This is a genomic window from Kitasatospora sp. NPDC092286, assembly GCF_044755565.1.
Lineage (GTDB): Bacteria > Actinomycetota > Actinomycetes > Streptomycetales > Streptomycetaceae > Kitasatospora.
On record NZ_JBIVRD010000004.1, the window covers coordinates 186,521 to 212,856 of the forward strand.

24 protein-coding genes and 2 pseudogenes are annotated in these 26,336 nt (G+C 73.9%); 8 read left to right on the forward strand and 18 right to left on the reverse strand.

Annotated features, from left to right (window positions below):
* Window position 1: 1 nt before the first annotated feature.
* The 10 genes and pseudogenes from ACIQIB_RS06505 to ACIQIB_RS06550 form a co-directional block, all read right to left on the reverse strand.
* Window positions 2–2,062: a TOMM precursor leader peptide-binding protein gene (locus ACIQIB_RS06505; RefSeq protein ID WP_400757010.1), complete on the reverse strand. Its 2,061-nt coding sequence runs from the start codon at window positions 2,060–2,062 to the stop codon at window positions 2–4.
* A gap of 90 nt (window positions 2,063–2,152) precedes the next feature.
* Window positions 2,153–2,335 carry a hypothetical protein gene (locus ACIQIB_RS06510; protein ID WP_363608231.1) on the reverse strand — a complete coding sequence of 61 codons (183 nt, stop codon included), beginning with the start codon at window positions 2,333–2,335 and terminating at the stop codon, window positions 2,153–2,155.
* Window positions 2,336–2,494: 159 nt separating this feature from the next.
* Complete coding sequence (locus ACIQIB_RS06515) at window positions 2,495–4,285, reverse strand: SagB family peptide dehydrogenase (protein WP_400757012.1); 1,791 nt, start codon at window positions 4,283–4,285, stop codon at window positions 2,495–2,497.
* A complete protein-coding gene (locus ACIQIB_RS06520) occupies window positions 4,278–6,167 on the reverse strand; it encodes a hypothetical protein (RefSeq protein ID WP_400757013.1) in 1,890 nt (629 codons plus the stop codon). The genes ACIQIB_RS06515 and ACIQIB_RS06520 overlap by 8 nt, the downstream gene beginning before the upstream one ends.
* 210 nt (window positions 6,168–6,377) lie before the next feature.
* A complete protein-coding gene (locus ACIQIB_RS06525; protein ID WP_363608225.1) occupies window positions 6,378–7,427 on the reverse strand; it encodes a ketoacyl-ACP synthase III family protein in 1,050 nt (349 codons plus the stop codon).
* A gap of 28 nt (window positions 7,428–7,455) precedes the next feature.
* Entirely contained in the window at window positions 7,456–7,599 is a 144-nt protein-coding gene (locus ACIQIB_RS06530) for a hypothetical protein (RefSeq protein ID WP_363608325.1), read from the reverse strand.
* Between the two features lie 26 nt (window positions 7,600–7,625).
* Window positions 7,626–7,853 (reverse strand): annotated as a pseudogene (locus ACIQIB_RS06535) (alpha/beta hydrolase); the annotation flags it as partial.
* A gap of 51 nt (window positions 7,854–7,904) precedes the next feature.
* Window positions 7,905–8,276, reverse strand: coding sequence for a phosphopantetheine-binding protein (locus ACIQIB_RS06540; protein ID WP_400757073.1), 372 nt, complete (start codon window positions 8,274–8,276; stop codon window positions 7,905–7,907).
* Window positions 8,212–9,252, reverse strand: a pseudogene (locus ACIQIB_RS06545) (polyketide synthase); the annotation flags it as partial. The gene ACIQIB_RS06540 and the pseudogene ACIQIB_RS06545, both read right to left, overlap by 65 nt.
* Window positions 9,253–9,733: 481 nt before the next feature.
* Window positions 9,734–10,087, reverse strand: coding sequence for an ArsR/SmtB family transcription factor (locus ACIQIB_RS06550; RefSeq protein WP_400757015.1), 354 nt, complete (start codon window positions 10,085–10,087; stop codon window positions 9,734–9,736).
* A 65-nt stretch (window positions 10,088–10,152) separates the two neighbouring features.
* Here ACIQIB_RS06550 and ACIQIB_RS06555 point away from each other — a divergent pair, with 65 nt between their 5' ends.
* Window positions 10,153–10,572, forward strand: coding sequence for a GNAT family N-acetyltransferase (locus tag ACIQIB_RS06555; protein ID WP_400757017.1), 420 nt, complete (start codon window positions 10,153–10,155; stop codon window positions 10,570–10,572).
* A 147-nt stretch (window positions 10,573–10,719) separates the two neighbouring features.
* Here the strand turns inward: ACIQIB_RS06555 and ACIQIB_RS06560 are convergent, their stop codons facing one another.
* On the reverse strand, window positions 10,720–11,094 hold the full coding sequence (locus ACIQIB_RS06560; protein ID WP_400652657.1) for a hypothetical protein: 375 nt from the start codon (window positions 11,092–11,094) through the stop codon (window positions 10,720–10,722).
* Between the two features lie 253 nt (window positions 11,095–11,347).
* On the opposite strand from ACIQIB_RS06560, the gene ACIQIB_RS06565 reads away from it, so the two are divergent.
* A complete protein-coding gene (locus ACIQIB_RS06565; RefSeq protein ID WP_400757019.1) occupies window positions 11,348–11,992 on the forward strand; it encodes an MFS transporter in 645 nt (214 codons plus the stop codon).
* Window positions 11,993–12,088: 96 nt separating this feature from the next.
* On the opposite strand, the gene ACIQIB_RS06570 is transcribed toward ACIQIB_RS06565, so the two are convergent.
* The gene (locus tag ACIQIB_RS06570; protein WP_363608214.1) at window positions 12,089–12,721 is read right to left on the reverse strand and encodes an HD domain-containing protein; all 633 of its coding nucleotides are present in this window, start codon (window positions 12,719–12,721) and stop codon (window positions 12,089–12,091) included.
* A 71-nt stretch (window positions 12,722–12,792) separates the two neighbouring features.
* Here ACIQIB_RS06570 and ACIQIB_RS06575 point away from each other — a divergent pair, with 71 nt between their 5' ends.
* Window positions 12,793–13,734 (forward strand): helix-turn-helix domain-containing protein, encoded by a 942-nt coding sequence (locus tag ACIQIB_RS06575; RefSeq protein WP_363608213.1) that lies wholly within the window; start codon window positions 12,793–12,795, stop codon window positions 13,732–13,734.
* A 129-nt stretch (window positions 13,735–13,863) separates the two neighbouring features.
* Here the strand turns inward: ACIQIB_RS06575 and ACIQIB_RS06580 are convergent, their stop codons facing one another.
* Window positions 13,864–14,268 (reverse strand): hypothetical protein, encoded by a 405-nt coding sequence (locus tag ACIQIB_RS06580; RefSeq protein WP_400757021.1) that lies wholly within the window; start codon window positions 14,266–14,268, stop codon window positions 13,864–13,866.
* 362 nt (window positions 14,269–14,630) lie between these two features.
* Between ACIQIB_RS06580 and ACIQIB_RS06585 the strand changes: the two genes are divergently transcribed.
* Together ACIQIB_RS06585 and ACIQIB_RS06590 are read left to right on the forward strand one after the other, a co-directional pair.
* Window positions 14,631–16,448: a hypothetical protein gene (locus ACIQIB_RS06585; RefSeq protein WP_400757022.1), complete on the forward strand. Its 1,818-nt coding sequence runs from the start codon at window positions 14,631–14,633 to the stop codon at window positions 16,446–16,448.
* 83 nt (window positions 16,449–16,531) lie between these two features.
* Entirely contained in the window at window positions 16,532–16,705 is a 174-nt protein-coding gene (locus tag ACIQIB_RS06590; protein WP_363608211.1) for a hypothetical protein, read from the forward strand.
* Window positions 16,706–16,758: 53 nt separating this feature from the next.
* On the opposite strand, the gene ACIQIB_RS06595 is transcribed toward ACIQIB_RS06590, so the two are convergent.
* Window positions 16,759–19,950, reverse strand: a complete 3,192-nt coding sequence (locus tag ACIQIB_RS06595) for a discoidin domain-containing protein (RefSeq protein WP_400652651.1) — start codon at window positions 19,948–19,950, stop codon at window positions 16,759–16,761.
* A 537-nt stretch (window positions 19,951–20,487) separates the two neighbouring features.
* On the opposite strand from ACIQIB_RS06595, the gene ACIQIB_RS06600 reads away from it, so the two are divergent.
* Window positions 20,488–20,799, forward strand: coding sequence for a hypothetical protein (locus ACIQIB_RS06600; RefSeq protein ID WP_363608209.1), 312 nt, complete (start codon window positions 20,488–20,490; stop codon window positions 20,797–20,799).
* Between the two features lie 55 nt (window positions 20,800–20,854).
* Here ACIQIB_RS06600 and ACIQIB_RS06605 read toward each other — a convergent pair whose 3' ends face one another.
* Entirely contained in the window at window positions 20,855–21,379 is a 525-nt protein-coding gene (locus tag ACIQIB_RS06605; RefSeq protein ID WP_400757023.1) for a winged helix-turn-helix domain-containing protein, read from the reverse strand.
* Window positions 21,380–21,431: 52 nt separating this feature from the next.
* Here ACIQIB_RS06605 and ACIQIB_RS06610 point away from each other — a divergent pair, with 52 nt between their 5' ends.
* The gene (locus ACIQIB_RS06610; protein WP_400757025.1) at window positions 21,432–22,190 is read left to right on the forward strand and encodes an MFS transporter; all 759 of its coding nucleotides are present in this window, start codon (window positions 21,432–21,434) and stop codon (window positions 22,188–22,190) included.
* Window positions 22,191–22,677: 487 nt separating this feature from the next.
* On the opposite strand, the gene ACIQIB_RS06615 is transcribed toward ACIQIB_RS06610, so the two are convergent.
* The 3 genes from ACIQIB_RS06615 to ACIQIB_RS06625 are packed head-to-tail and all read right to left on the reverse strand — an operon-like array spanning window position 22,678 to window position 25,723.
* Window positions 22,678–23,760: a glycerate kinase gene (locus ACIQIB_RS06615; RefSeq protein ID WP_400757027.1), complete on the reverse strand. Its 1,083-nt coding sequence runs from the start codon at window positions 23,758–23,760 to the stop codon at window positions 22,678–22,680.
* The gene (locus ACIQIB_RS06620; protein ID WP_400757029.1) at window positions 23,757–24,611 is read right to left on the reverse strand and encodes a sugar phosphate isomerase/epimerase family protein; all 855 of its coding nucleotides are present in this window, start codon (window positions 24,609–24,611) and stop codon (window positions 23,757–23,759) included. Before ACIQIB_RS06620 ends, ACIQIB_RS06615 begins: the two co-directional genes overlap by 4 nt.
* On the reverse strand, window positions 24,608–25,723 hold the full coding sequence (locus tag ACIQIB_RS06625) for a dihydrodipicolinate synthase family protein (protein ID WP_400757074.1): 1,116 nt from the start codon (window positions 25,721–25,723) through the stop codon (window positions 24,608–24,610). The genes ACIQIB_RS06620 and ACIQIB_RS06625 overlap by 4 nt, the downstream gene beginning before the upstream one ends.
* On the opposite strand from ACIQIB_RS06625, the gene ACIQIB_RS06630 reads away from it, so the two are divergent.
* Window positions 25,606–26,235 carry an RNA-guided endonuclease TnpB family protein gene (locus ACIQIB_RS06630; RefSeq protein WP_400757030.1) on the forward strand — a complete coding sequence of 210 codons (630 nt, stop codon included), beginning with the start codon at window positions 25,606–25,608 and terminating at the stop codon, window positions 26,233–26,235. The two genes, ACIQIB_RS06625 and ACIQIB_RS06630, sit on opposite strands and share 118 nt — an antisense overlap.
* The last annotated feature ends 101 nt before the right edge of the window (window positions 26,236–26,336 follow it).

Sequence of the window (26,336 nt, forward strand, 5' to 3'; positions counted from 1 at the left end):
GTCACGGGAACGGATGCGGGTGGGGGTTGACCTGCTCCGGCGCCAACGGCCCGGCCCGGTAGCCGAGTTCGGCGGGGAGGTGGCGCAGCCGGGGCAGGTCGGTGGTGCGGCGCATGCGGTGGCCGAACGTCATCGGCAGCAGTCCGGGGACGATCACCTTGGCGCAGGCCAGGCCGCCGGCCCGGTGCTCGTCCGTGGTCTGGTCCACCACGACGACGTCCTGGCCGCGGCGGGTGAACCGCGCGACCACCTCGGCCAGGTCGGTGCGCAGGTCCTCGCCGCGGGGCCGGCAGGTGGCCCGCGCGAACGCCTCGGCCACCGGGAGGGCGGCGCCCGAGCCCGTACCGGTGCTCCTGCCGTCGCCGGAGTTGCCGAAGTCACCGGGGTCGCCCGGGTTTTCCGGATCGCCGCCGAACAGGAAGCCGAAGCGGTCGAACGCGGCAGGGTGGCAGTACAGCAGGGCGTGGTCGCGCATCTCCCGAACCAGGTCCGGATCGGCGACCATCGCCGCGATCCTGGCCGACTCGGCGCGGTAGGCGGACCGGTTCCAGCCCAGGTTCGCCGCCAGCTCCAACAGCCCGTTGAGCAGGGCCCGTTCGGGATCGAAGTGCGCACCGGCCGCGCAGATCGCGGCCGGTTCAGGGCCGGGCCCGGGGTGCACCGCCATCACCCAGGCGGTCGGGATGCCGTGCTCCGGGGTGGTGGCGAAGGCCACCACCCGGTGACCGCTGTCCTGCCTGATCCGCTCGGCCAGGATCGCCACCCGCGGCTCGGTCACCGTGGCCAGGTCCACCCGGGGCACCGGCAGCCGGGCGTACCAGGTGAGCAGGAAGGCGTCCCGCTCCGCCAGCTCCACCACCCCGTGCAGCGCGGCCTCCTCCAGACAGCCGCCCAGGGCGCAGCCGTTGGACACCTCGTAGGCGAGCGGCCGGGCGAGCGGATTGCCGTGCCGGGTGCGGTAGTAGGCGTAGTCCTCGGGCACCAGCACGGGCGCGTCGCGGGCGAACGAGTACCCCCAGACCCAGTTCAGCTCCTGGTCCGGATCGAACGGGGGATAGGGGAAGTCCGGCTCCGCGTACCGTTCCGGCGGGTACAGGCCCAGCTCGGTCGGGCAGAGCGCCTGCTCGGCCACGCTGCCGTAGCCGGCCCGGACCACCGTGCGCCGGCCACCCGGCCGGGCACCGCCGAGCCGCTCCAGCGCCTCGGCCAGCGCGGTGCGCTCGCAGCCGGCGTAGTCGAGATCCCGGCCGAACCCGGCCTCCTGTTCGCCGCCCGGCAGGTGCAGCGGCGCGGACACCATCGGGTAGCGGTAGTCGGTGCGCACGTCGAGCTGGCGGACCACTCCGGTGCGGCCGTCCACGTAGGTCCTCACCAGCCCGTCCCAGCCGGCCCCGAGGTCGCGGACCCGGTAGGTGTCCCGGCCGAGCTTCGGCCGCGGCGCCCCCATCAGGACGGGCGGTTCGTCCGGGGGCAGCCCGCCGCACTGGGAGCAGGAGGGATCGGGGAGGAACGGGTGGGCGTCGACCGCCAGGCTGGTGAGCGAGAGCACCAGGATGCCGTCGGTGGTGCGGCGGCGCGGCGGCGCGGCCGGGCCGGCGCGTCTGGCGTGTTCGGAGTGTTCGGTGTGTGCCACGAGCTCCGCCGCCACGAGTCCGCCGACGGCGTCGCGGGCCCAGGCCGACAGCAAGGGCGTGGTGCGGTCGGCCAGCCGGTCGCCGAACCGGTGGACCAGCGCGGCCCGGGGGCTGTCCGGGCCGAGCGCACGCTCCCGCCGGGTCCGGGCGCACCGCGCGCAGCCGGGCCGGTCCGGCGTGACGTACGGGCCGATGACGACGTTGCCCAACTCGACCCGGACCGGCAGCCAGCCGGCGTCGGACCGGTGCGGGGCCGTACCGGTGGTCCAGCCGTCGTCCGCGGTGACGATCGCGGCGCAGTCGGCGTCCGTGTCCGCGACCCGCCGGTGCGTGCGGTGGACGGTGGCGCGGATCGCGGCGGCGAGCAGGCCCGTGCCCAGCACGGCGACACCGGTCGGGTGGGTCGTGCCCGGGGCGGCGTGGGTCATCGTCTCGCCTCTTCCTCTCTCGCCGGGGGTGGTGGCACACGCCCGTGCCCGGCGGACTGGCTGCCCGCCAGGCACGGTCATGCGGTCAGGTCAGCAGCAGCAACAGGAGCAGCAGCTCGCGGGCGTGCCGGTCGAGGTGCAGTTGGACGCGCCGATCTCGACCATGGCGTGGCCGACGTTGATCGACTCCAGGCTCGCGCCCGGCGAGGTCGGCAGGATGTCGAGCTCGTCCACGCTGAGGTCAGCGAGGTCCAGGACCAGGTTCGTCTCCATCGGTGTCCCCTTTCTCCCGGTTGTCGGGTGTTGTGACGGGTGGACCGGATCCGGTCCACCCACCCCGAATCCTGTGTCGGCGGGCGGCCCCCGGTCTTGACGGTCGGACCGAAGACCGGGCCGTAGGATCTCGCGGGCCGGGGGTTTCGGTCCGCGAGATCACCAGGTCAGCGGCGGTTCGTACTGTGCGGTGGCGCGACGGCGGCCCAGGACGAGGGTGAAGACGGGCACCTGCGCGGGACCGGCGCCGATCAGCGCGCGGACGGCACCGTCGTGGTAGCCGTTGGTGATGCGGGCGGAGAGACCGGCGGCGGCCGCGAGCACGCTGATCCGCTGCGCGACGATGCCGCCCTCGTGGTGCAGGATCCGGTACCCGCGATCGCCGAACCAGCGGTCTCCCTGGACCCGGTCGACGCTCAGGAACACCACCGCGTTGGCCTTCGCCGTGTTCACGGCGGGGGTCCGGTCGCAGAGCATGGACACCACGCCGTGCCACGCGCGACCCGGCAGCGGGACCAGCTCGGGCGCGGCGACCGGCCGGGGACCTGCGTCCGGTCGGGGCCCCGGGCCCCGCCAGGGCTCCGGCTCCGACGAGGGATCCGGCTCCAACGAGGGATCCGGCTCCAACGAGGGCTCGGCGTCCAGCCGGTAGAGGCCGGCGGGCACGCCGTCGACGTTGAGCACCAGCACATGGCAGTCCACCAGCGGCCGGCAGGCCGCCTCGGTGTGGTCGGAGGCCACCGGCTCCAGCGCGTACCGGAGCAGGCCGGCCAGCTCGCGGGCGGGCAGGGCGGCGCCATCGGGCAGGAACATCCGCCCGCCCGAGTCACGCGCCCGCAGGGCCCGCGCCAACTCGACGCCCCCGGCGGGTGGTTCCTCGCCCGAGGCCGGGATCGGACGCGCGGAACGGGGGCGGTCGGCCGGGAGGTGGAAGGCGGCCGGCTCCACCGGCGCGGCCAGGCCGGCGCCGGTGCCGGTCAGCCGGCCGGCCCGGTCCAGTTCGGCCAGGCCCGACCAGGCGGCCGGATCAACGGTGTTGGTGCGGAGGTGCGACGGCCGGATCGGTGGCAGCGGTGCCAGTGTCAGCGGCGTCCGGGGCTCGGCGGGTTCGGTGGGCTCGCCGTCCAGGGGCGTCGCCCGGGTCTCGGCCGGTCGCGCGGGGCCCAGGTCGAGTACCGCGAAGGCGGTCTCCTCCACCCCGTCCAGGCCGAGCGCCCGGTTGACGACGGCATCGTCGAACCGGTGGTGCACACGTGCGCGCAGACCCAGCGCACCGCCGACCAGCAGCACGTTCCCGACCGTCATGCCGACTTCCTGCGCGCACAGCCGGTAGGCGTAATCGCGGTAGCGGAAGGCCGACTTGCGGAAGCACACCGCGGCCACCACCAGGGCGAGCGTGTCCTCGCCTCCCGCGCCGGTGGCGGCCCGCAGCTCCGTCGGGAGGCCACCGGGCCTGAGCCCGGTCAACGCGTGGTGCGCCGGGTCGTAGTGGTAGCAGCCGGCCGGCAGCGCGCCGGCCGGACGGGCCAGCCACAGATACAGCTCCACCGGGTGGAAGCACCGCGCGGACGCCACCGCCCGGTGGTACGGCCAGGCCGCGTGCGGGCCCAGCTCCATCCGCACCAGCCCGTAGGCGTGCTGCAGCAGCGCCGACAGGTCTGGCTCGTCCAGCGCGGTGAGGCGGGGCGCGTTCCCGGCGTGCGCCCGCAGGAACCCGGGGAAGGACCACCGCGCGTCACCGATCCGGCGGGCCGGTTCGCTCAGCACGTGGCGCGGCAGGCCGCGGAAGACCTTGGCCGGCAGCGGGTCGTCCTCGTCGCCCTCCTGCCCGTGCCCCTCCGCGAACAGCTCCTGGACCGCTTCGAAGGTGCGCCACCAGAACCGGAGACCGGCCGAGCCGACCAGGTCCGGGGCGGGTACGGTCTCACCCGTCCACGTGGCCTCACCCATCGGTCAGCACCACCCGGAGCACGGCGGGCAGGACCTCGTGGACGGCGGGATCGTGGTCCAGCGGCACCGCCACCGGGCGAAGGTGACGCCCAGTCAATGCATCTGCCATGTCAAGGAGTTCCGGCAGGTCGGGCCAATCGGTGCCGGGCGTCGGATCAGGCGCCGGGCCCAGCCCCGGGACGAGGGCCGGGGCGTAGGCGCGCTCGCCGGTCAGGGCGGCCTGGCGGTCCAGCAGCACCCGTTCCAGCCCCTCGGCCACCGCTCCCGGACCGCACGTCACCGCGACCGGCCGCCCCTCCTGCCACCACGCGAGCACCGCGATCCCGAGGGCGCCGCCGATGTCGGCGACGGCGACCGAGCCCCCCGCCGACCGCAGCAGGCCCAGGTACCGCCGCGCCCTGGCATCCGGCGCCGCTCCGGCCAGGTCCAGGGCGAGCGGCCGCGCCCGGCCGAGAAGGACATCGGCGGTGGCGAGGGCGGCGCAGTGCTGCGCGATGCCGTCGGTCACGGCGTCGTCCCAGCTCAGTTGTGCCGCCAGCCCCGTTCCCCGGACGAACGCCTCGGCCGCGGGCACCGCCCTCGCCCTCCGGCCGGTGACATCCCAGCCCCGGACCGTGGCGCCGGGGCCGAACCTGCGGGGGTCGGCCGAGACCGCCGCGTACCGCGCGAGGCCGCGCAGCGCGGCACACCGCCGCGCCTCGGCGAAGTCCAGGCCCGCGCCGAACACCCGGGCCGCACCGGCGGTGTGCGGCACGGCCTCGGTCACGTGCAGCGGCAGCTGGGTGAAGTCCCGCTCGTCCAGCCGGCGCAGGACGCCGACGTGCGGGTCGAAGCAGCGGGACGCCCGGGCGGAGAACTCCTGCTCGTCGATCGGTCCGGCCTTTCTCAGCCGGTCGATCCGCTCGGTGAACGCCGTCTCGCTCTCCGGCTGGGCCGGCCGGGTCGCCGGATGCGGGAGGAACGCGTGGGTGGAGGTCCGCAGGGTCTCCAGGTCGATCCTGGTCAGCCTGCCGTCCTCGGCGGCGGCGACGCCCGTCACCGCACGGAACGCCGCCAGCCCCAGGTGGCCCGCCACGACGGCGGCGGCAGGACCGGTGAGGAACTCGCCCTCCCGGTACGGGCCGTGGGCGCCCAGCCGCAGCCAGGCCGACTCCCAGGCCGGACCGGCCGGCCCCAGCCAGGCGACGTCGTCGAGCACCACGCCCTGCACCAGCAGGGTGCCCGAGGCCCGGCACAGCCGGTCCAGCCGCAGGGCGCGCTCCACCCCGTGGGCCGAGGCCACGTGCAGCACCACGTCCGCACCGGCCAGCCCGGCCAGCTCCGCGTCGGACAGCTCGACCTGGGTCAGCGTCTGTCCCGGGTCGCGTTGCCGTGCCTCGGCGGCCAGTTCGGCCAGCCGGGCGGTGTCGGTCGCGGTCTCCGGGGTCCGCACGGCGCGGAGCCGGCGGACCCCCGAGTGCAGCGCGGAGCAGACCAGCGCGACGAACGCCGGGCCCGCGCCCAGCACCACCACCGCGCTGTCGCGGTACGACTCGAACCGCCGGGCGGCGGAGTCCCGGTGGTACTCGACGAAGGCGATCTCGGCCGCGTACGTCTCCAGCTCCCGTGCGGTCAGGCCGTGCGGGAGGTCCTCGGCGGCGTCCACCAGGCAGCCGGCCTCGTGCAGCCGCCGCACCAGTGTGTCGACGACGCCCCGCTTCTCCTCCGGAAGGCCGCGGACCAGGTCGTCGAGCTCGGTCGAACCGTTGAGATGCGGTGCGAGGCGGTCCAGCCACTGGTAGGCGGACCGGCCGTTCAGCGCGATGTCGGCTCCCGCGCCGAACACGTGCACGCCGTCGCTGGTGGGCACATAGAGCACGTCGGACTTGAGTTTCGGTCGCATCGCCAGCCCTCGGATCGGTGATCACCCGAGTATCACGGCCTGACCCGTACCGGTCTTGACGGTCCCACCACAGGATCGACCGCAGGACCGCCCCCAGGACGCCCCATGACCCACCGGACCCACCGAAGCCGTTTCCCGCCCTACCCGTCGGCCGATCCGAGCGGCCCGGCCCGGGCGGGGCGAGGGCCCGGAGGTGCCGCGCGGGCGTACTCAAGGGGCGGCCGCGGACTGCTCGGGCCAGACGGGGGGAGAGTCGATCCGGACCACCACGCTCGTCCAGCTGAACCCGATCCCCACGCCGACCAGCAGCACGTGATCCCCAGGGCGCAGCTGCCCGGTCTCGGCCAGGTGGGCGAGGCCGGCGGCCTGGTCTCCCGCGCCCAGGTGTGACACGTGCCGTCCCCAGTCCCAGAGGGTGCGTTCGGGCCCGATCTCCATCGGTTCCAGGAACTCCCATTCGAGGGTCCCCCTGCCCAGGTTCGGAAGCACCACCCGGCGGATCGACCGCAGGTCGGTGTCCGCCTCGTCCAGCGCCTGCCGGATGTTCCGTTCGGTTCCGGAGACGAGGCGCTCGGCTATCCACCCGTAGCCCGCCTTCTGGACGTAGCGCTGCTTGCGCGTTCGCAGGTCGAGAGGTCTGTCGTCCTGGTGGGGGCGATCGGTGAAGCCGGTCGTGTCCCGGCACATCTCCTCCAGCTCCGGGTCCGAGGTCGAGACCATGGAGCAGATCTGTGCGAAGCCGGCCCGCCGGGAGAGCACCGTCGCTGTCGCGCCGTCCGCGTAGACGACTCCGATGTCGCTGTTCCACCGGTCGAATCCCGGATCGCAGTAGCGGTCCGCCGTGGTCACCAGGGCCGCGCTCCGGCTGCTGTCCGCCGCCATGAAGCACGCTGCCAGCTCCCATGCCGCGAGTCCTCCGTTGGACCCCTGCTGGATGTGCACCGCGGGGCCGCCCCCGCTGACCGTGTGGTGCTGGATGTAGGAGGCAGGTGTCCAGAAGTCCTGTCCCTGGTGGTAGAGGCTGGCGTGCAGGACCAGTGAGATCTCGCCGGGTTCGTGCCCGGACCGGCCGAGCGCGAGGCGCCCGGCGGACACGGCCATGTCCGGTGCGGACTCGGCGGCGGAGATCCGGGTTGCCACGAGCTGGTTCAGCCGGTTGTCACGGGGGTCGTAGCGGCCCGTCTCGACGGCCTCGGAGAGCGGGGTGGCCGGCGGCATGAAGACGCCCAGGCCCGTGATCGTCAGTTCGTTCCACTTCATGGTTCATTCACCCGGTTTCATAGGCCAGTTATGCGATGTCGCAGGGGAGTTCGGAGACCGACAGGGCACCGCCCAGCTGGAAGGACCGGGGAGGCGCGGTGGAGCGGATTCCGGGCAGCTGGGTGAACAGCTCCCGGAGCAGGATCGCGAGTTCGAGCCGGGCCAGGTGCATGCCCAGGCGGTGGCATCGGCGATGGTCCGCAGACCGTAGTGCCCGTCCGCGGGCTTGACGCTCTCCCCGTGGCCGCGCAGGTCCGGGGCGAAGACCTCGCCCCGGCGGGAGAGGTCCCGCGCCGTGCGGGTCCAGGTGAGGGACGAGCGGCTGGCACCGTGGAGGAGGACGGCGGGCGGGTGGTCCGGCCGGGCACCGGTCCAGTGGCGGTAGCGGAACCGGCCGGCGGGGAGGTCGACGGAGGAGGCTCTCATCCCGCCCGCCCCTGGTCCGGGGCCTGCGGGGCTGATCCCGGTACGCACGGTTCACACCGTCGGCTCGATGTTCATGAGGATGTTCTCCACCAGCGCGGAGATCGAGGGCGAGGTCCGGATCACGGTGCGTGGGATCTTCATCCCCAGGCTCTGTTCGAGCCTGTTCCGCAGGGCGAGCGCCATGAGGGAGTCCGGACCGATGCTCGACAGCCGGGTGCCGTCCGTCGCGAGGTCCCGGCTCTGCTGCCGGAAGCCCACCGAGGGGGGAATCATGCCGTGGTGCAGCGCGAGGACCGTCTTCAGCGGTCCGGCGGCACCGGAGACGGCCTCGGTGTGCCCGATGTCCCCCCTTGGCCGAGCCGAGCGCGCACGGACTCGGACCCTGGCCGTACACCGCCGCCGTCGAGGCGAACCCGATGGGATCGCCGACCGGAGCCCCCGGTCCGTGGGCCTCGACCATGTCGATGCGCGACGCCTCGACGGCCGCCCGGTCGAGAGCCCGCCGGAAGACGGCCTCCTGCGCGGCCTGCGCGGGAGCGGTCAGCCTTGCGGAGCGCCCGTCCTGGTTCACCGCCGTTCCCCGGATGACGGCCAGGACCCGGCCCCCGTCACGGTGGGCGTTCGCCAGGCGTTTCGGGACGACGACTCCGCCCCCCTCACCACGGACGAACCCGTTGGCCTCCGCGTCGAACGGCAGGCTCTGCCCGGTGGGGGAGAGCATCCCCCACCGGGCGTAGGAGACCCCCGGCCCGGGCGCGAGGATCAGCTGCACACCTCCGCAGAGGGCGAGGTCCGACTCGTCCCGCTGGAGGCTCTGGGACGCCAGGTGAATGGCGACGAGGCTGGACGAACAGGCCGTGTCCACGGCGATGCCCGGACCGTGCAGATCCAACAGGAAAGACACCAGCGTGCCGTGGCTGGAAAAGCCGAAACAGGCGCTCGTGCGGCCCGCGGGACGCCGGGCCCACAGCGTGTAGTCGCGGGAGAAAACGCCGGCGAAAACGCCCGTACGGGCCCCGCCGAGCGAGGACACCGGAATTCCCGTATGCTCGCACGCCTCCCAGACGACCCCCAGAGAGAGCCGGTGGTTGGGATCCAGCCAGGGTGCTTCGTCCGGGCTGATGCCGAAGAGTCCGGGGTCGAAGCCGCCGATGCCGGAATCGAGGAAGCACCCCCAGCGCAGACGCTCCGCGATGTCCGGGTCGAGCCCCGCTAATTGCCGTTGGGTCCAGCGGCTTTCCGGCACCGGGCCGATCGTGGCGGTGCCGTCCGCGAGGAGTCTCCGGAACGAGGCGGGATCCGTGGCTCCTCCGGGGAACCGGCATGCTGCCCCGATAACCGCGACAGGGGTGTCCGCTCCGTTGGATGGCGTCGTGATGTGCTCGGACAGTTCGCGCATGGCAGTTCGCCTCCTCCACGCCGACCAGTTTCAGATTACTCCGCAGGGCCGATCCGGCTCGGGGGCGGTGGCGGGGAGGCCTGGCGAGGGGGCCTGGCGAGGGGGCTTGAACACGGAACACGGAATGTCGCGACCGGTGGTGCGGAGCCTTGCCGAGCGGGCGGCCGGAGGCGGGCAGGGACGTCGCGATCGGCGATCGCCTTCGCGGCGGATCTGTCCAGTCGGTCAACGGTGTCATTGACGGATGGTCGGTCGCGGGTTTCCGGCGCAGGGTCCAGCGTTTTTGGAATGGCGTGAACCCGGCTCGGGCGTTTTCCCGAAGCTGTGCGATTGCCGGAGCTTTGACGTCCCGTTCCTTCTGGAAGTCCGGAGACCGCCCTCGATGCCTGCCGTGGCCGCTGCCCGTACCGCTGCCGTCTGCTGGACCGCTCCGCGACGGGCGTGATGGCGCAGCCGGAGAGCGGCTGACGGCCGGCCGGGTTCAGTCCGTGGCGGGGGAGAGGGTGGCCGGTTCGAGCGTCTCGTCGTCGCGGGCGCCGGCCAGGACGGCGTCCAGCAGTCCGGGGTAGCGGGCGTCCAGGTCCTCGCGGCGCAGCCGCAGCAGGTTCTCCCGGCCCGAGGGCTGCTGCCGGATGACGCCGCTGTCGCGCAGTACCCGCCAGTGGTGCGTCATCGTCGACTTGGCGGTGACCCCGATGGTGGTGAGCACGCTGCCGCAGTTGTGTTCCCCGCCGCTGTCCAGGACCCGTACGGCGGCCAGTCGTACGGGGCTGCCGAGTGCGGACAGGACGTCCTCGATCCGGATCTGGTCCCGTTCGGGGTGGCGGTAGATCATGGTCCCACCGTACCGCGACCGTCCCGCCTGCGACCCTGGCCCCGGCACGCACTACCCTGTAACGAGTGAACATTAATACCGACCCTTACGAGCTGCGGGTGGGCGTGCCGAGCGTCGACACCTTCCGTCACCTGCGCACCGCCGCCGGCATGAGCGACCGCCCCGCCGGGGCGGTCGCCGCCGGACTGCCCCACACCTGGCACGGTGTGACCGCGCACCTCGGGCAGCAGACCGTCGGCATGGGCCGCATCGTCGGCGACGGCGGCGCGGTGTTCCAGATCGTCGATGTCTGCGTCCTGCCCGCCCACCAGGGCCGTGGCCTGGGCCGGCGCATCATGGCCCACCTGACCGCCGAACTCGAACACCGCGCCCCCGCCGGCGCCTACGTCTCCCTGATCGCCGACGGCGACGCCCACCGCCTCTACGCCCACTACGGCTTCACCCGGACCGCCCCGCACTCGGTCGGCATGCACCGCCTGGTCTGACACCCCCGCGTCGACGACCACGGCCGCCCCTTCCGCACCGCGGGCATCCGCGACGCGGCGGCCTACTTCCACAACGGGAAGAGCCGGGCCCGGACCGAGCCCGACCTCTGATCCCCCGTGTCGCGGGCGACGGCCGACCGCGCCCCGTCACAGCACGGAGAGGACGTCCTCGTGCAGTTGGTCGAGGACGAGGCCGTTGTCCCACCGGACCCGGACCGTCACGCGCCCGCCCCGCCCCCGGTACGCGGCCCACTGCGGCTCCAGTTCGGCGATCTCCGCCTCCAGCCGCTCGCGGCTCGCCTCCGGCATGGTGTGCCCGTAGTCCTCGAAGAGCGCCTTGAGTCGCTGGTACTCGCGGACTTCCTGGCTCTGGGGGAGTTCCCCGTTCACCCGCTCGACGGTGCCTTCCATCCCGGCTCCCAGCGCGAGGAACCCGATGACGGCCCCGGGTTCCCCGGCGAGGGCCTCACCGATCCCGAGGTCCTCGGCCAGCCTGACGCGGCGGCCCTCCTCCAGGGTCATCCGTTCTCCGCCTCTCCGTCGATCGGTGCCGCTGCCGCTGCCGCAGCCGGCCTCGGAGGTCACGGTACCCGGCTCCCGGCGACGGGTGACACGCGACCGGGGGGGGCGGCGCGCCTCACGATCGGTGAGCCCATCGATCGTGTTCGGCCCTTCCTCCGGCTGATGGGCTGATCGCATGACGAACCCGCGAACCATCGCACCACCGGCCGCTCCGCCCGCCATCCCGTAGCGCTGGTCGCCGGTCCTCGCCGTCGTGTTCGCCATCTTCACCGTGGTGTCCTCCGAGATGATGCCGGTCGGTCTGCTCACCGCGATGGCGCACGGCCTCGGGGTCAGCGGCGGGGTCACCGGACTCTCCCTCACCGGCCTGATCGCCGCCGCCCTCGCCCCGTTCACCCCGAGGCTGGTCGCCCGGCGCGAGCGCAGGGCCGTCCTGGCGCCGAACTTCGCCGTCCTCGCCGTCGGCCGGATCCTGCTCGGTGCGGCGATGGGCATCGTCCGGGGCCTGGTCACGAGCCTCGGCCCGCGCCTGGCCGAAGGCCTGCGGATCGCCCTCGCCATGACGCTGATCTTCTCCGGCGTCTCCATCGCCTCCGTGCTCGGCGTCCCGCTGGGCACCTTCCTGGCCGCGCTGCTCGACTGGCGCTTCGCGTTCTGGACGCTCGCCGCCCTCGGCGCCGCCTGTGCCGCCGTCGTGCCGGTGCTGCCCGCACCGCCGGTGCCCGAAGGCGGACGGCCGGGCGGGCCGGCCGCCGCGCTGCGCCACCGCGGCGTGGCCGTGGGAATCGCCGTCACCGCGGCGTGGCCGTGGGAATCGCCGTCACCGCCTTCGTCGTGCTCGGCCACTTCGCCGGCTACACCTACGTCCGCCCCGTCCTCGAAGCCGACGCGGGCCTGAGCAGCGGCGTGACCGCCGCCTGCCTGCCGGCCTACGGGCTGGCGGGCGGTGGTTCCACCCCGACAGCCTACGCCCGGCCGCGCACCCCACCCCGGGTCATTCCCCCCAGGGGCAGGAGGCCGCGGCGCGCTCCAACTCGGTCACGCCGTCGGCTCGGCGTTCCCGCAGCAGTTCGCCGCCGAGGGAGTAGCGGGGGGACGCGGCGTCCGACCGGGCGGCCCGTTCCACGATCGCGTCGACGAGGGAGCGGACCATCGACAGGCGCGGATGGGCGGCGTGGATCCGCTTCTCCCACGGGGAGACGACCGCGGCGTTGCGCCCGAAGTCGCTGCCCACGCCCTCGCGGGTGAGGTAGCACAGCAGGCCGCGGCGCTCGGCGATACCGGGCGAGGTGTGCAGGGCGATCGCCTCCCACACCCGGTCGACGTCGGCCTCGGGAACGTCGTGCCGCCGCAGCAGATCCGCCGCCAGGTCCGCGCCCTCCACCTCGAAGCGGGCCGCGCCCGGCGCCAGGTCACCCGCGCCCAGATCGTGCAGCACGGTCGCGGCGAACAGCAGGTCGCGGTCGTACGCGGCGTCCTCCAGGCATCCCTCGTGGGCGGCGACGAGCTCGGCGAAGAGGAAACTGCGCACGCTGTGATTGGCCACCGAGGGGGTCTCGGAGGCCCGCACGGTGGAGAGGACGGCTTCGGCCAGGGGGCCGGACGGCAGGTCGAGTGAGAAGTCCATGGGCGCAGACTACGAATGCTCCGCCGGCCGGTGACAGTGGCACGCGAGGCAGGTACCGCTAGGATCGTGCCATGTCGGCTGTGGAGGAGCATCGGGTCGCGGTGCTGGCGCTTCCGGGGGTGCTCCCGCTCGACCTGGGCATCCCGGTGCAGACCTTCGGCACGGACCCGCACTACCGGGTCACCGTCTGCGCGGACCCGGCGGCCGGGCCGGTCCGCAGCGGCGGGTTCACCGTCACCGCACCGGCCGGGCTGGAAGCTCTGCGGGACGCGGACACCGTTGTCGTCCCCGGCTACGAGGACCCGCAGGCCGCGCCGCCCGCCGCCGCGCTGTCGGCGATCCGCTCCGCGCACGCCCGAGGCGCACGGCTGGTGTCGATCTGCACCGGGGCGTTCGCGCTGGCCGCCGCCGGGCTGTTGGACGGGCGCCCCGCGACGACCCACTGGCGGGACGCCGCCGCCCTGCAGCGCCGGTACCCCCGGATCGACGTACGTCCGAACCGGCTCTTCGTCGACGACGGCGGCATCCTCACCTCGGCGGGAGTCACCGCCGGCATCGACCTGTGCCTGCACATCATCCGGCGCGACCACGGCGCCGCGGCCGCCAACAACCGCGCCCGGGCACTCGTCGCCCCGCCCCAACGGCCCGGTGACCAGGCGCAGTTCATCGAACGCTTCCGGCCCGCCGACCGCGGGGAGGAACTCGCCCCGGTCCGGGCCTGGATGCTCGACAACCTCGCGCACCGCCACAGCGTGGACGAACTGGCCCGCCGCGCGCACATGTCCCGGCGGACCTTCATCCGGCGCTTCCAGCAGGAGACGGACACTTCGCCGATGGCCTGGCTGACCGCCGCCCGCATCGACTGGGCCCGCGAGCTCCTGGAGACGACCGCGGCCCCCGTCGAACAGGTCGCCCGGCTCAGCGGCCTGGGCAGCCCCGCCGCCTTCCGGGCGGCCTTCCACCGCCACGTCGGCACCTCCCCGACGGACTACCGCACCACGTTCCGCGCCTGACGCCGCCGCGTCCGCGCCCCTGAGTACGGTCTCCCAGGCGAGGCGGCCGCTGTCGCCGTCCTTGACGCGCACGACGAGGCGGCGGGAGTCGACGGAGTCGACGACGGCGAGCTTGGTGCGCGCGGTCTTCTAGGCCTTCTGGGCGCTGATCCGGGCGGTGGTGGCGCCGCCGATGCGGCCGGAGGCGGCGGCCTGGAGGCCGCGGACCTTGCCCTGGGAGTCGGCGAGCACGACGGCGTCGCCGCCGACGACGGGCAGGCCCTTGTAGCTGCGCTCGTAGGCGACGGAGTAGAGGCCGCCGACCCAGGGGGTGACGTTCGTGCGCTCGTACGTCTCGTCCGGGCCCTTGGCGAGGGCATCCAGGCCGGCGGCGGCCGCGGCGTCGGCGGCGTTGACGGCGGCGGCCAGGGCGCTGGGCGGCGCGGGGGTGGGCGCGGCGGTGGCTGGGCCCACAGTGGCGGCGATGGTGCCGGCCAGCACGGTCAGGGTGGTTGCCGCGGTCAGTAACCGGCCTGCGGTAGCACCGCGTTTCATCGAGGCTCCTAGCATGTGGGGGGCCTCGACCGCGGAAGGCATGGCTGATGGCGCACCGCAGGGCCGTGTTCGGGGACGGCCGTGCGGGCCTTGCTGGTCGTCGGCCCGACCCGCACCCCGGGCAGGCCGGCCTGCGCCGTTCTGCCGCGCCCGCCGCGCCACCCCGTTCCGGTGTTCCCGGAACCGACCGAGCCTTCGCGCCGTCCCCTCCTACGACTGAGGTCCGGGACCCGCGAACGGAGCCGCCCGCCCGCCGATCAACCGCCGCCGCCGGGCTTGCCGGACGGGCGGGGTGGGAAGGACGGGGCAAAGGCCCGGATACGGGGGAGCGAGCGGGCGGCGGGGCGCGGAGTGGGGGGCGTGTGACGAGTCGTGTCAGGCATGCGGTGCGGGGCGGGGCGGTGGGGCTGGCCGTCTGGTGGCTGTGGATGCCGCTGCTCGCGTTCGTCGTCCGGCTGGTCAAGCACGTCGCGTTCGGCGGCTTCGGGCAGCAGGACCAGAGCTATCTGCTGCTGATCGAGCGGGAGTTCTTCCCGAACGGCGGTCCACTGGACGCGGCGCCGCTGTTCTGGTTCTGGGTCGCGGTGGGGCTGTGCGGCACGGTGTGGGGGGTCGTCCACATCGCGGACGAGGCCGGGGCGGGCCTCGGCGGGTGGCGGGTACGCCTGACCGTGGCGGTGGTCGTGGTCGCGATGGCCGGCTCGCTGGCGCGCGCCGGCACCGGGCTGTGGGACGCCGACAAGGACGCCAGCCGCTTCTACGCGGCGGCGACCGTGCTCGACATCCCGGCCGGCGGCGCGGGCACACCGCGTTCGGTGCTGCCGGTGACCGAGCACACCCGCCCCGGCGACGGCGGCCGCTGCGACCTGGTGGGCACCGCGGACGTGCCGGCCTGTGTGAAGACCGCGCCGATGCCGGACTTCGACTTCGAGGCGCGCACCGCCTCCTACGCCGCCGCGACCAAGGCGCTCACCGACAGCGCCGGCCTGACCTCCGGGATCCACCTGCTGGGGCACAGCCTGCACTACCTGCCCGACGACTCGGCGGGCGGCGGAGTGTGGACGGCCGTCCTGGACGGCTCCGGCGAGCAGCCGATGGAGGGCGTCGCCGTCTGGGACGGCCGCTCGAACTCCGTGGTCACCTGTGCCTTCCGCGGCGACCACGCCTTCCGCCGGGCCTTCGGCGGGACGGGGGCCGTCAGCCTGCGCAACCTGCTCGCCGAGCGCTTCCCGGGCCTGGTCTACAGCGACCAGGACATCTGGGGCTACTGCGACGGCACCGACCCGCGCACCGCCCAGCCGGTGGTGGTCATCTCGGTGGCGCGGCAGACCGGCTTCCGGCAGCGCACGGTGCTGGAGCCGGCCGGTGTGCTGGTGCTGCGTGGCTCGCCGGACGGCCGCCCGGAGGTGTCCTACCGGGCGAACGTGGCCCCGGGCGAACTCCCGGGGGCGGTGTACCCGGCCTCGGTGGTCCGCTCGCAGATCCACGAGGTGCAGTGGCTCGGTGGGCGCGGCGCGAAGGACGACCGAGGCTTCGGCTACGCGCACACCTCGGCGGCGACCAACGCCACCAACCCGGGGGAGTTCCTGCTGCGCTCGAAGGCGGACGGGCACCTCTACTACGTGACGCCGCTGGTGCCGAGGGACAGCTCCTCGCAACTGGTGGTGGCCTTCGCCGTCGTGCAGGCCGACCGCGCCGGCGGCGGCCTCAACGACCTGCACGTGTACGTGCGCGGCGACGACGACCCGTCGGTGAACCTGGACGTGCTGGCCAGCCGGATGGTGTCGTACATGGCGCAGCAGACGTCGATCACCATCAGTGCCGGGAAGGACGGTGCGCTGCAGGAGATCATCCCGTTCGGCCGGGACAAGTGGCGCGGTTTCGTGGACTTCAACGGGCAGACCCAGGACTACATCGACCTTTCCGGCGACGCCCGGGTGACGCCCAATCTGGTCTCGCTGAACGGCAGTATCACCGCGCCGGGCGGCCGGCCTCCCCAGGCCCCGTCCCCGTCCTCGTCGCCGAGCCCGGCCTCGCCCTCCGCGCCCGCGGCTCCGCCGGCGGGCGGATGCGGCGACGACCCGGGGAAGTTGACGACCGGGCAGCTCGCGGCCTGCGTCGCGGAGCTCTCCAAGGCGCTCCAGGGCCGCGTCCAGGACCAGGCCACGCCCCGGCCCTGACCCCCGGGGCACGCGCCGTCGACCGCCGGTCCGCCTCGCCGGCCCCGTTCGCCCGGCCGTGGCCGCCGGCCGCCTGGCCGGACGTGCCGACCAGGTTCCTGCTGTCCGCCGACGACCGCTTCTTCCCGGCCGGATTCATGGGGGTCGCCGAGCGCCTCGGTCTGCGACCGGACGAGCTGTCCGGCGACCACTGCCCGATGCTCGGCCACCCGAAGGAGGTGGCCGAGCATCGGGAGGCCTGCCGCACCGCGCTCTGAGCGCGACAGGGCGGCAGGGCGGCCGAGCGGTAGAGCGACAGGGCCTCGGACCGTCAGGAGACGGCGATCTCGCCGAGCTGCAGGTAGTGGTCGCCGAACTGGTCGGTGCTCAGCCGGGTGCCGGTGACCTTCACATAGCGGGCCGTGGCCGGTGCGAACGGGAAGGTCAGGGTGCCGCCCGGGCGGGGCTGGTCGTGGCGGTCCTCGACGGTGGTCCAGGTGGTGCCGTCGGTCGAGACCTGGACGGTGTAGTCGACCGGGAACCCGAGGCCGGTGTTGGCGCCGTCGGTGCGCGGGGTCAGCCGGACCTGCTCGATCCGGCTCGCGCCCTGGAGGTCCACGACGACCGACTCGTTGGCCGCCGCCGTGGGCGACTTGAGGCTGCTCCATCCCATCGAGTAGCCCGCGGCGGAGTTCAGCACGCCGTCCGTGGCCGCGGCGCGGCCCCAGCCGGAGCCCTCGATCGAACTCGACGTGGTCACCGGCCGGTTGGCGGCCAGGTTGTCGCCGGCGGCCTCGATCTCGGCGAGCTGCATGTGGTAGTTGCCGCGCGGGTCGGTCCGCAGCCTGGTCCCGGTGACCTTGACATAGCGCACGTCGGTGGGCGCGAACGCGACGGCCTGGGCCGAGGCGTCGGGCCGCGGCTGGTCGTGCCGGTCGGCGACGGTGGTCCAGGTGCTCTTGTCGGTCGAGACCTGGACGGTGTAGTCGACCGGGAAGCCCAGGCCGGTGTTGGCGCCGTCGGCGCGGGCGAAGAGGTCCAGCCGGCTGATCCGGCGGTTCGAGCCGAGGTCGACGGTGACCGACTCGGTGTGGTCGGTGGACACGTTGTTGATGCTGCTCCAGCCGAGGGTGCCGGTCGGCAGCGACCGGCGGCCGTCGGTGAGGGCGGCGCTGCTCCAGCCGTCGGCCTCGTAGCTGCTGGTGGCGGAGACGGCGGCGGCCTCGGCGGGGTCGGTGCCGGGGTTGAGCCGCACGTTGTCGAAGCGGGCGGCGGCGCCGCCGGTGACGAGCCCGATGTTGCCGACCGGGTAGCCCGAGTCGTCGACGGACATCAGCTTCGTCGCGCCCGCGTACACGTCGAGCGTCGAGCCGCGGGTGACGACCCGCAGGGTGACCGTCTGACCGGGGGTGAAGCCGGGCACGTTGGCGGTGCGCAGCATGGTGTTGCCGCGGTTGACGAAGACCTCGCCGTTGTTGCGCAGCGCCACCAGGTAGCCGGTCTGGCGGTCGACCGGGTTCTGGCTGTGGACGGTCAGGCCGGCCCAGTTCGCGTTGCCACCGCTGGCGTTGGTCCCGGTGATCCGGACGTCGACGGAGGCGGCGACGTCCCCGTAGGCGCGTCCGGCCACCGCGGCGACGTTGTTCCACTCGTCACCGGCGCTGGTCTGCGCGTAGCCCTGGTCGCCGGTGACGGACCAGGAGCCGTGGGTGTGGCGCCACTGGGTGTCGGCGCCGGAGGAGAAGTCGTCGGTGAACGGGTAGGAGGCGTCGGGTCCAGGGGAGGTGAGGGCGTCGAGGATCTGCTTGTGGCGGTAGTCGATCTCGGTGCCCGAGGTGGTGAACTCGGTGGAGCTGGTGATCAGCGACGAGGTCAGGGCGTGGGCCAGGACCGGCTTGGTGGCGGCGAGCTGCTTGAGCAGCTCGTAGTCCTGCACGCCGGCGAGCAGGGCCTCGCTGCGCATGCTGTCGAAGACGTCGGGCGCACCGGGCTTCGGGTTCGGGCGCACCAGGAACGGGTCGCCGCTGGTCCAGCCGTTGAAGGTGTCGACGCCCTTGTACTTGCCGGCGTTGGCGTCCCACTCCGACCAGATGTTCCAGCCCCAGTGGAGGAAGCCGTTACCGCCGATCGCCGACACCATCCACGGCGTCAGCCGGGAGTCGGAGAGGGGGTAGCTGATGAGGCGGTTGGCGTGGCCGTCCTCGGGGCTGCCGCTGAAGTAGAGCCAGAGGTCCTTGCCGGCCAGGCGCTTGTCCTGGTAGTAGGCGGCGTTGGCGTCGTAGTCGTCGTCGACGTGCGGGGTGAGGGTGGAGAGCGTGTTGTCGACGGAGGGCCCGGTCCACAGGTGGGCCTCGTTGGTCATGCCCTGCGGGAAGTACTGGTGGAAGCGCTGGTAGAGCCAGTTGGAGTTGGCCGCCCAGCCGGTGTTGGCGGGGTTGGGCTCGTCGGACGCGGAGAGGTAGAACACGTCGCTCCACCGGCGGCCCGGTGCGCAGACCGTTCCCGCGTCCAGGCACTTGGTGTCGAGGTGGGCCTTGAGCGCGGGCAGGGCGGCGGCGAGGTACTTCTCGGCCTGGTCCGAGCCGGGTGCCACGCGGGCCATCCGCACCCCGCCGCTGCCGTCCGGGACGAGGACCTCCACGTTCGAGCCGTCGTCCTCCAGGAGGTGGGGGGTGTAGATGTACTGGAGCGCTCCGGCGTCCTGGAAGAGCTGGACGAAGCGGTCGAAGGTCGTCCAGTCGAAGGTGTAGGTGCCGTTCACCAGCGTGGTGCCGGGGATGGCGAGTGCCTGGAAGTCCGCGAAGACCGTGTTGTTGCGGTGCTTGGCGTGGTTCTTGGCGATGTTCCCCATCAGGGTCCACCAGTCGGGGGAGTACGCGTCCACTCCGTACTGGCTGGGTATCGAACTGGCCGTCAGGGTGTAGTCCCAGCCGACCGAGGTGAACCAGTTGTTCAGCCGGAAGGTGGAGCGGTTCGTCGGGGGCAGTTCGGCCGCGTACACCGTCACCGAGACCGGAACGTCCACCGGGCCCGCCGAACTCTTCACGGTGGCTTTCCCGGTGTAGGTGCCGGGCGCCTGCCCGGGGGGCACCGCCACGCTGTAGTGGTACGGCTGGGTGGTGTTGGTCGCCAGGTTGTAGGGGTCGTTGCCGACGAGCGCGTCGTAGTACTCGTTGCCGCCGTTCGGCGGGTCCTGGCGGTGCGGGCTGTTGTTCTTCGAGATGTTCGGGTGGTTGTATTCCCGGTTGACGGTGATCCTGGAGGCCGGGATCACCGCCCCGCCCGGTCCGGTGAGGTCGCTCGCCTGCACCGACAGACCGGTCAGGCTCCCCCCGGAGCGGACGGCGATCTGGGCGGTCTGGACCTCGTTCCGCGCGGCGAACATGGTCACCGGACCGGTCGGCCGCTGGGGGGCCGGCGAGGACGAGAAGACATGGTCGGCGCCGCTGGCGACCCAGACCGAGGGCGGGGCGGCGGCCCCGGCCTGACCGGGCAGCACGGAGGCCGCGACCAACGCCGCCAATGCCGCTGTCGAAGCCCTTGTGGACAGTTTCCCCACGACATCCCCTTCATCGTATTCATACTGCTCCGCGCACGGTCGATCCGTGGCGCTGCAAGTCATATCGCATGAAGAGCAGGTTGTTTGAGGTTTTGACAGAAAAGCGGGATCTTCCTCAGCGTTGCCGCGGACGGCGCCCCGGGGCCGGGTCGAGGGGGAGCCGGTCACCGGTGGTGCCGGCTTCCAGCCGTCGTAGTTCGTCAGCACGTGCTGACGGAGGATCCTGGTCACGGCGACACCGTTCCGATCGGTTGTCTGCCCGGCCGCGGGGGGCGGCGGGGGCGGGCGTAACTGCGGGGACGCGCCGCACCCTAGCGATGGTGATCAGCTCCGAACAGATCGGGATTGACCGTTCGGCATATCCACCCGAAAACGATCATTCAGAGATCGGCCTGTTGTGCACCGTGCGGGCCGGGCCGGAGCAAACCCGGTGACACGCGTGGGTTACGCAAGGAGACTGTCTGCGGAGACACGGACAATCGAAGGCTGAGGGGTAACACGGTGGCACTGGCCAAGAAGGGTTCCCGCCGCATCGTCGTCGACGGTGTCGAGTACCGCTGGCGGGTGAGCAGGCGGCACCTGTGCTGTGACTACGAAGGCGGCACCTTGGGCTACGTGGCGGAGGAGGCGGCCCGCCCGGGGGCGACGCTCGTCGTGGAGACCGGACGGCGGGCCTTCGTCGCCCCGGACCTGGTGCCGGACCAGGTCGTCCTGCCGGGGGAGGTCGCCGCCGGTATCCGGGCGGCGCGCTCGAAGGGCTGGACGCCGAGCTCCAGCGGCTCGCCCTTCAAGCTGGACCTGTCCGCCGGCTGAGTGGGGCGGCTCGGGCTCCGCCGGTCCCGGCCGCTGCCGCGACAGCGCCGGGGCGTCATCGGGTATCGGAGAGCGTGGCGCCCGCACCTGAGGCCAGGGCGTCCCCCAGCGCCGTGCGCTGGTAGAGCACGGAGCGCCCCGAGCGGGCGCGGCTGAGCAGGCCGGCATCGAGCAGGACCGCGAGGTGGTCACCGACCGCGCCGGTCGCCAGCCGGAGCTGGCGGGCGAGCTGGCTGGTGCTGGCGGGGGTGTCCAGCGCGGCGAGGACCCGGGCCCGCGAACGCCCGATCAGCGCGCCGAGGGCCTGGGGCGGGCCGGCGGGCGGTGTCCCCAGGAGGGCGGCGGTGCCGCGGGCGGGGTAGATCAGGGTCTTCGGCCAGGGCGGCGCCGTGTGCGCCGCCACGGTCGGGACGATGAAGACCGAGGGGATCAGCAGCAGTCCCTCCCCGGCCAGCGCCACGGTGTCGCCGGCAGCAACGCGGACCTCGATCGCCCCGTCCCGCCACGACACCCCGTCGTGCAGGCCGGCGATCACGGCCTCCCGCCCCTGTTCGCCGATCAGGCCCACCCGGTGCACCACGTCCCGCTCGCTGACCGGCGATGCCTATGTGCTGGGGCGGTCACTGAACAGCATGGCCTCCTCGGTCGCCCAACTGGCGGGCCTGGCCGTCGGCGGGGCCGCCGTCGCGGCCCTCGGCACCCGCCAGGCGCTCGCCGTCGGCGCCGCGCTCCACCTCACGGCCGCGGTGGCGGTGCGTCTGGGCCTGCCGCGAATCGACCCCGGCAGCGGTCCGTCCGGCTCCGTGGCGAAGGCCGGACTGCGCGGGACCGCAGCCCTGATGAGCACCCGGTGCCCGCGACGGCTGCTGCTCGCGCAGTGGCTGCCGGGCGCCGCCACGGCCGGCGTCGAGGCGCTGATCGTCGCCTACGCGGGGCAGCGGCACTTCGCCCCCGGCACCTACGCCCTGCTGATGGCCTGTGTGCCGGCCGGCATGCTGACGGGCGCCCTGGTCGTCGGCCGCCTGGTGCGGCCGCCCGTGCGGGAGCGCCTGGTGGCCCCGCTCGCCGCAGTGATGGGACTTCCGCTGCTGGCCTTCGCGGCCGGTCCCGGCGCCGGGTTGAGCGCGGTCCTGCTGCTCTGCGCCGGGACCGGCTTCGCCTACTCCCTGGGGCTGCAGCGGGCCTTCCTGGACGCCGTGCCTGCCGCCGCCCAGGGTCAGGCGTTCAGGCTGCTGCACTCCGGCACCATGACCCTGCAGGGCGTCGGCCCCGCCTGCTTCGGTGTGCTCGCGACCGTGGCGGGCACCGGCGCCGCGATGGCCGCGGCCGGCGCCGCCACCTTGGCGACCGCCTGCTGGATCGCCACCTGGCACACCGCAACCCCGTCGTAGTCGCGGCCCAGGGCCGCCCTTTGCCCGGGCACCCGCCCGCGGGGTCCGGAAAAGTGTCGACTTCATCATGGCCTGTCAGGGGGCCTGTCCGGTAGGACCGGGAGCACAGCCGATCGCCCTTGTCCGGCGCCTCGGCGACGCGCAGACTCGACGTCATCCACTCTCCCCGGCTCCGTGCCGGCGCCCGCTCCCGGGCGCCGGCACGTACGTCGTGCTGCCCTGCGCGGCCGCCGGGGAGGGGGCGACGACGAAGGGGGACACGGTGAATCAGGATGCGGTACTGCGGGCGAGGATGCGGCTGCTCGGCACGGACCGGCGGGTGCTGCGGGGGCGGCGGGGGCTGTGGGCCTACCGGGTGCTGACGCAGGTCTCGCCCGAGGTGTACGGATCGAAGCCGGCCCGGGTGCTGGTCGACGCGACCCGCTTTCCGGTCCGCTGCTCCCACCGCGGGCACCACGCGGGGGCGCCCGGGGGCGCTGCTCGGGCGTCAGCCCGCGCTGTGGGTGCGGGCCAGTCGGGCGCCGGCGGCGGTGAGCCAGTGGGCCGCCCGGTGGCGGGCGTCGGCCGGGTCGCCGGACAGTGCCGTGAGGGTGAGCGCGCCGGGGTCGGAGGCCTCGCCGGCGACGACCCGGGCGGGGACGCCGGCCCGCTCCGCGCGGGCGAGGACCTCGCCGACCGCCTTGCCGTGCAGGCTGGTGAGGTCGAAGCGGCCCTCGCCGGTGATCACCAGGCCGGCCCCGGAGAGGGCCGCGTCGAGTCCGGTCAGCCCGGCCACCGCCGCCGCACCGGGGACCACCCGGGCGCCCCAGGCGTTCACCAGGCCGTAGGCGGTGCCGCCGGCCGTGCCCGAGCCGGGGAGGTCCGGGTCGCCCCCGAGCAGGTCGGCGAAGCGCCGCAGCCCCGCCTCCAGCAGGGCGATCCGGGCCGGGTCGGCGCCCTTCTGCGGGCCGTAGACCGCAGCCGCCCCGGTGGGGCCGAGCAGCGGGTTGGTGACGTCGGTCAGCAGCCGGACGCCGCCGGGCGGGGCGGGGCGCAGGGCGGTTCGGTCGAGCCGGGCGGCCCGGGTGAGGGCGCCGCCGCCGTCCGGGAGGTCGGCGCCGGTGTCGTCCAGCAGCCGCAGGCCGAGGGCGGCCAGCAGTCCGGCACCGCCGTCGGTGGACGCGGAGCCGCCGAGCGCGACGGTCACCTGCCGCGCGCCGGCGTCCAGCGCGGCGGCGATGGTCTCGCCGGTGCCGCGGGTGCCGGCGGTGAGCGGGGCGAGGGCGTCGCCGAGCAGCGGCAGGCCGCCCGTGTCGGCCAGTTCGACCAGCGCGGTGCCGTCCGGCAACAGCGCGAAGCGTCCGGCGACCGGCCGCCCGTCGGGGCCGGTGCAGCAGGGGACCAGGTGCAGGACGGCGCCGGGGAGGGCCGCCGCGAGCGCGTCGAGGGTGCCCTCCCCGCCGTCGGCCATCGGACGGATCAGCAGCTCGTCGCCCGGCCGCACCGAGCGCCAGCCGGCGGCCAGCGCCAGGGCGGCGTCCCGGGCGGTGACGGTGCCCTTGAAGGAGTCCGGCGCGACGACGACCCTCACGGCGTGGCCAGGTGGGTGCGGTGCCGCTCGATGAGGGTGCGCAGCGTCAGCTCGCCCGGGGTGTCCCAGATCTCCTGGTTGAAGATCTCGACCTCGATCCAGCCCTCGTACCCGGCGGCGGTGACCAGGTCGGTGAGGGCACGGAAGTCGATGTGGCCGTCTCCGACGTGGCCGCGGCCGAGCAGGGCGTCGGCGGGCAGCGGCAGGGTCCAGTCGCACACCTGGTAGGAGGCGATCCGGCCCTCCCGCCCGGCGCGGGCGATCTGCTCGCGCAGGGCCGGGTCCCACCAGACGTGGTAGCTGTCGACGACGACGCCGACCTGCCGGGCGGGGTGCAGGGCGGCGAGGTCGAGCGCCTGACCCAGGGTGGAGACCACCGCCCGGTCGGCGCAGAACATCGGGTGCAGCGGCTCGATCGCCAGCCGCACGCCGAAGTCGCCCGCGTGCGGGGCGAGTTCGGCGAGAAGGTCGGCGACGGCGGCGCGGGCGCCGACCAGGTCGCGGCTGCCGGCCGGCAGGCCGCCGACGACCAGCACCAGGGTGTCGGTGCCGAGTTCGGCGGCCTCCTCGACGGCCTGGAGGTTGTCGGCGAGCGCGGCCCGGCGTTCCCCGGGCCCGTCGGCGGTGAGGAAACCGCCCCGGCAGAGGCTGCTGACGGCGAGTCCGGCGTCCCGGCACAGCTTCGCGGAGCGGGCCAGGCCGGTCTCGGCGACCTTGTCGCGCCACAGCCCGATGGCCGGGATGCCGGCGTCCGCACAGCCCCGCACGGCCTGCGGCAGGCTCCAGCCCCGGGTGGTGATCTGGTTGAGCGACAGCCTTTCGAGGCCGTTCATCGCGTCGGCGCCGTTCATGCCGTCACCCCCGCGACCGCGAGCAGCCGGCGCATCCGCCCGGCGGCGAGGTCGGGGTCGGGGAGCACCCCGGCCGCGTCGGCGAGCCGGAACAGCTCCACCAGGTGGGGCACCGAACGCCCGCTCTGCGCACCGCCCACCATGGTGAAGTGGTCCTGGTGGCCCGCCAGCCAGGCGAGGAAGACCACGCCGGTCTTGTAGTGGAAGGTCGGTGCGGCGAACAGGTGCCGGGCCAGCGGCACGGTCGGCGCGAACAGTTCCTCGTAGCGGTCGAGGTCGCCCTCGTCCAGCGCCCGCAGCGCCGCCGCGGCGGTGGCCGCGATCGGGTCGAAGACGCCCAGCAGGGCGTGGCTGTGGCCGAGTTCGTCGCCGCGGATCAGCTCGGGGTAGTGGAAGTCGTCACCCGTGTACATCCGCACGCCGGCCGGCAGCGCGCGGCGCAGGGCGATCTCCCGGCCGGCGTCCAGCAGCGAGACCTTGATGCCCTCGATCCGGTCGGCGTGCGCGCCGATCAGCTCCAGCACGGTGGCGGCGGCCGTGTCGAGGTCGGTGGAGCCCCAGTAGCCGGCCAGGGTGGGGTCGAACATCTCGCCGAGCCAGTGCAGCAGCACGGGGCGCTCGGAGCCCGCGATCAGCGCGCCGTACACCTCCAGGTAGTCCTCCGGGCCGCGCGCGGCGGCGGCCAGGGCGCGGCTGGCCATCAGGATCGGCTGCGCGCCGGCCTCCTGGACCACGGTCAGCTGCTCCTCGTAGGCGGCCCGGACGGCGTTCAGCGGGTGGGTGCCGGGGGCGAGCTGGTCGGTGCCGACGCCGCAGGCCAGCCGGCCGCCGCAGGCGCGGGCCGCAGCCCCGGAGCGGGTGATCAGCTCGCGGGTGGCCGGCCAGTCGAGGCCCATGCCGCGCTGGGCGGTGTCCATCGCGTCGGCCACGCCGAGGCCCAGCGACCACAGGTGCCGGCGGAAGGCAAGGGTGGCGTCCCAGTCGACGGCGGCGGGTGCGCCGGGGGCGTTGTCGCCCAGCGGGTCGGCGACCACGTGGGCGGCGGCGAAGGCCACCCGCGAGCGGGCCGGGGCGGGCGAGGCGGGCAGGGCCGCGGGCTCGCGCAGCCGGATCCGGCCGTGGCCGGGCAGGTCGATCTCGGTCATCGGAATTCCTTCGTGGATACTCTCGGCTTTGGCCGGGGGAGCGGCTCGTTCGTGAGAACCAAACGATCGTGATCGAGGATCTGACCGTCCGGAACATGCTCAGGAACCGGACGCTTGCCCGTGCCGTCTCGGACGCGGGCTGGGCCGAACTGCGGTCCATGCTGGAGTACAAGGCCGACTGGTACGGCCGGGACCTGGTGGCCGTGGACCGTTGGTTCCCCTCGTCTGAACTGTGTTCGGCCAGCGGCATCCTGCGGGGCAGGATGCCGCTGAACGTCCGTGAGTGGACGTGCGGCTGCGGTGCGACCCATGACCGGGACGTGAACGCGGCACGCAACATCGTTGCCGCCGGGCTGGCGGTTGCAGCCTGTGGAGGCGGTGCAAGACCTCAACGCAGTACTCCGGGCGGGCGGTCGTCGGTGAAGCAGGAAGTAGTCCCACCGCCGCGCTCGCGCGCAGCGGCTCAGCCGCGAGGCTGAGGGGACCTCCCTCTCCTCAGGAGGGGAAGGAAGTCAAGGTGTCAGTGCATCCGTCTCGTCGGCGGGCGGCTGCGGGGCGGTCGGGTCCCCGGCGGCCGGGT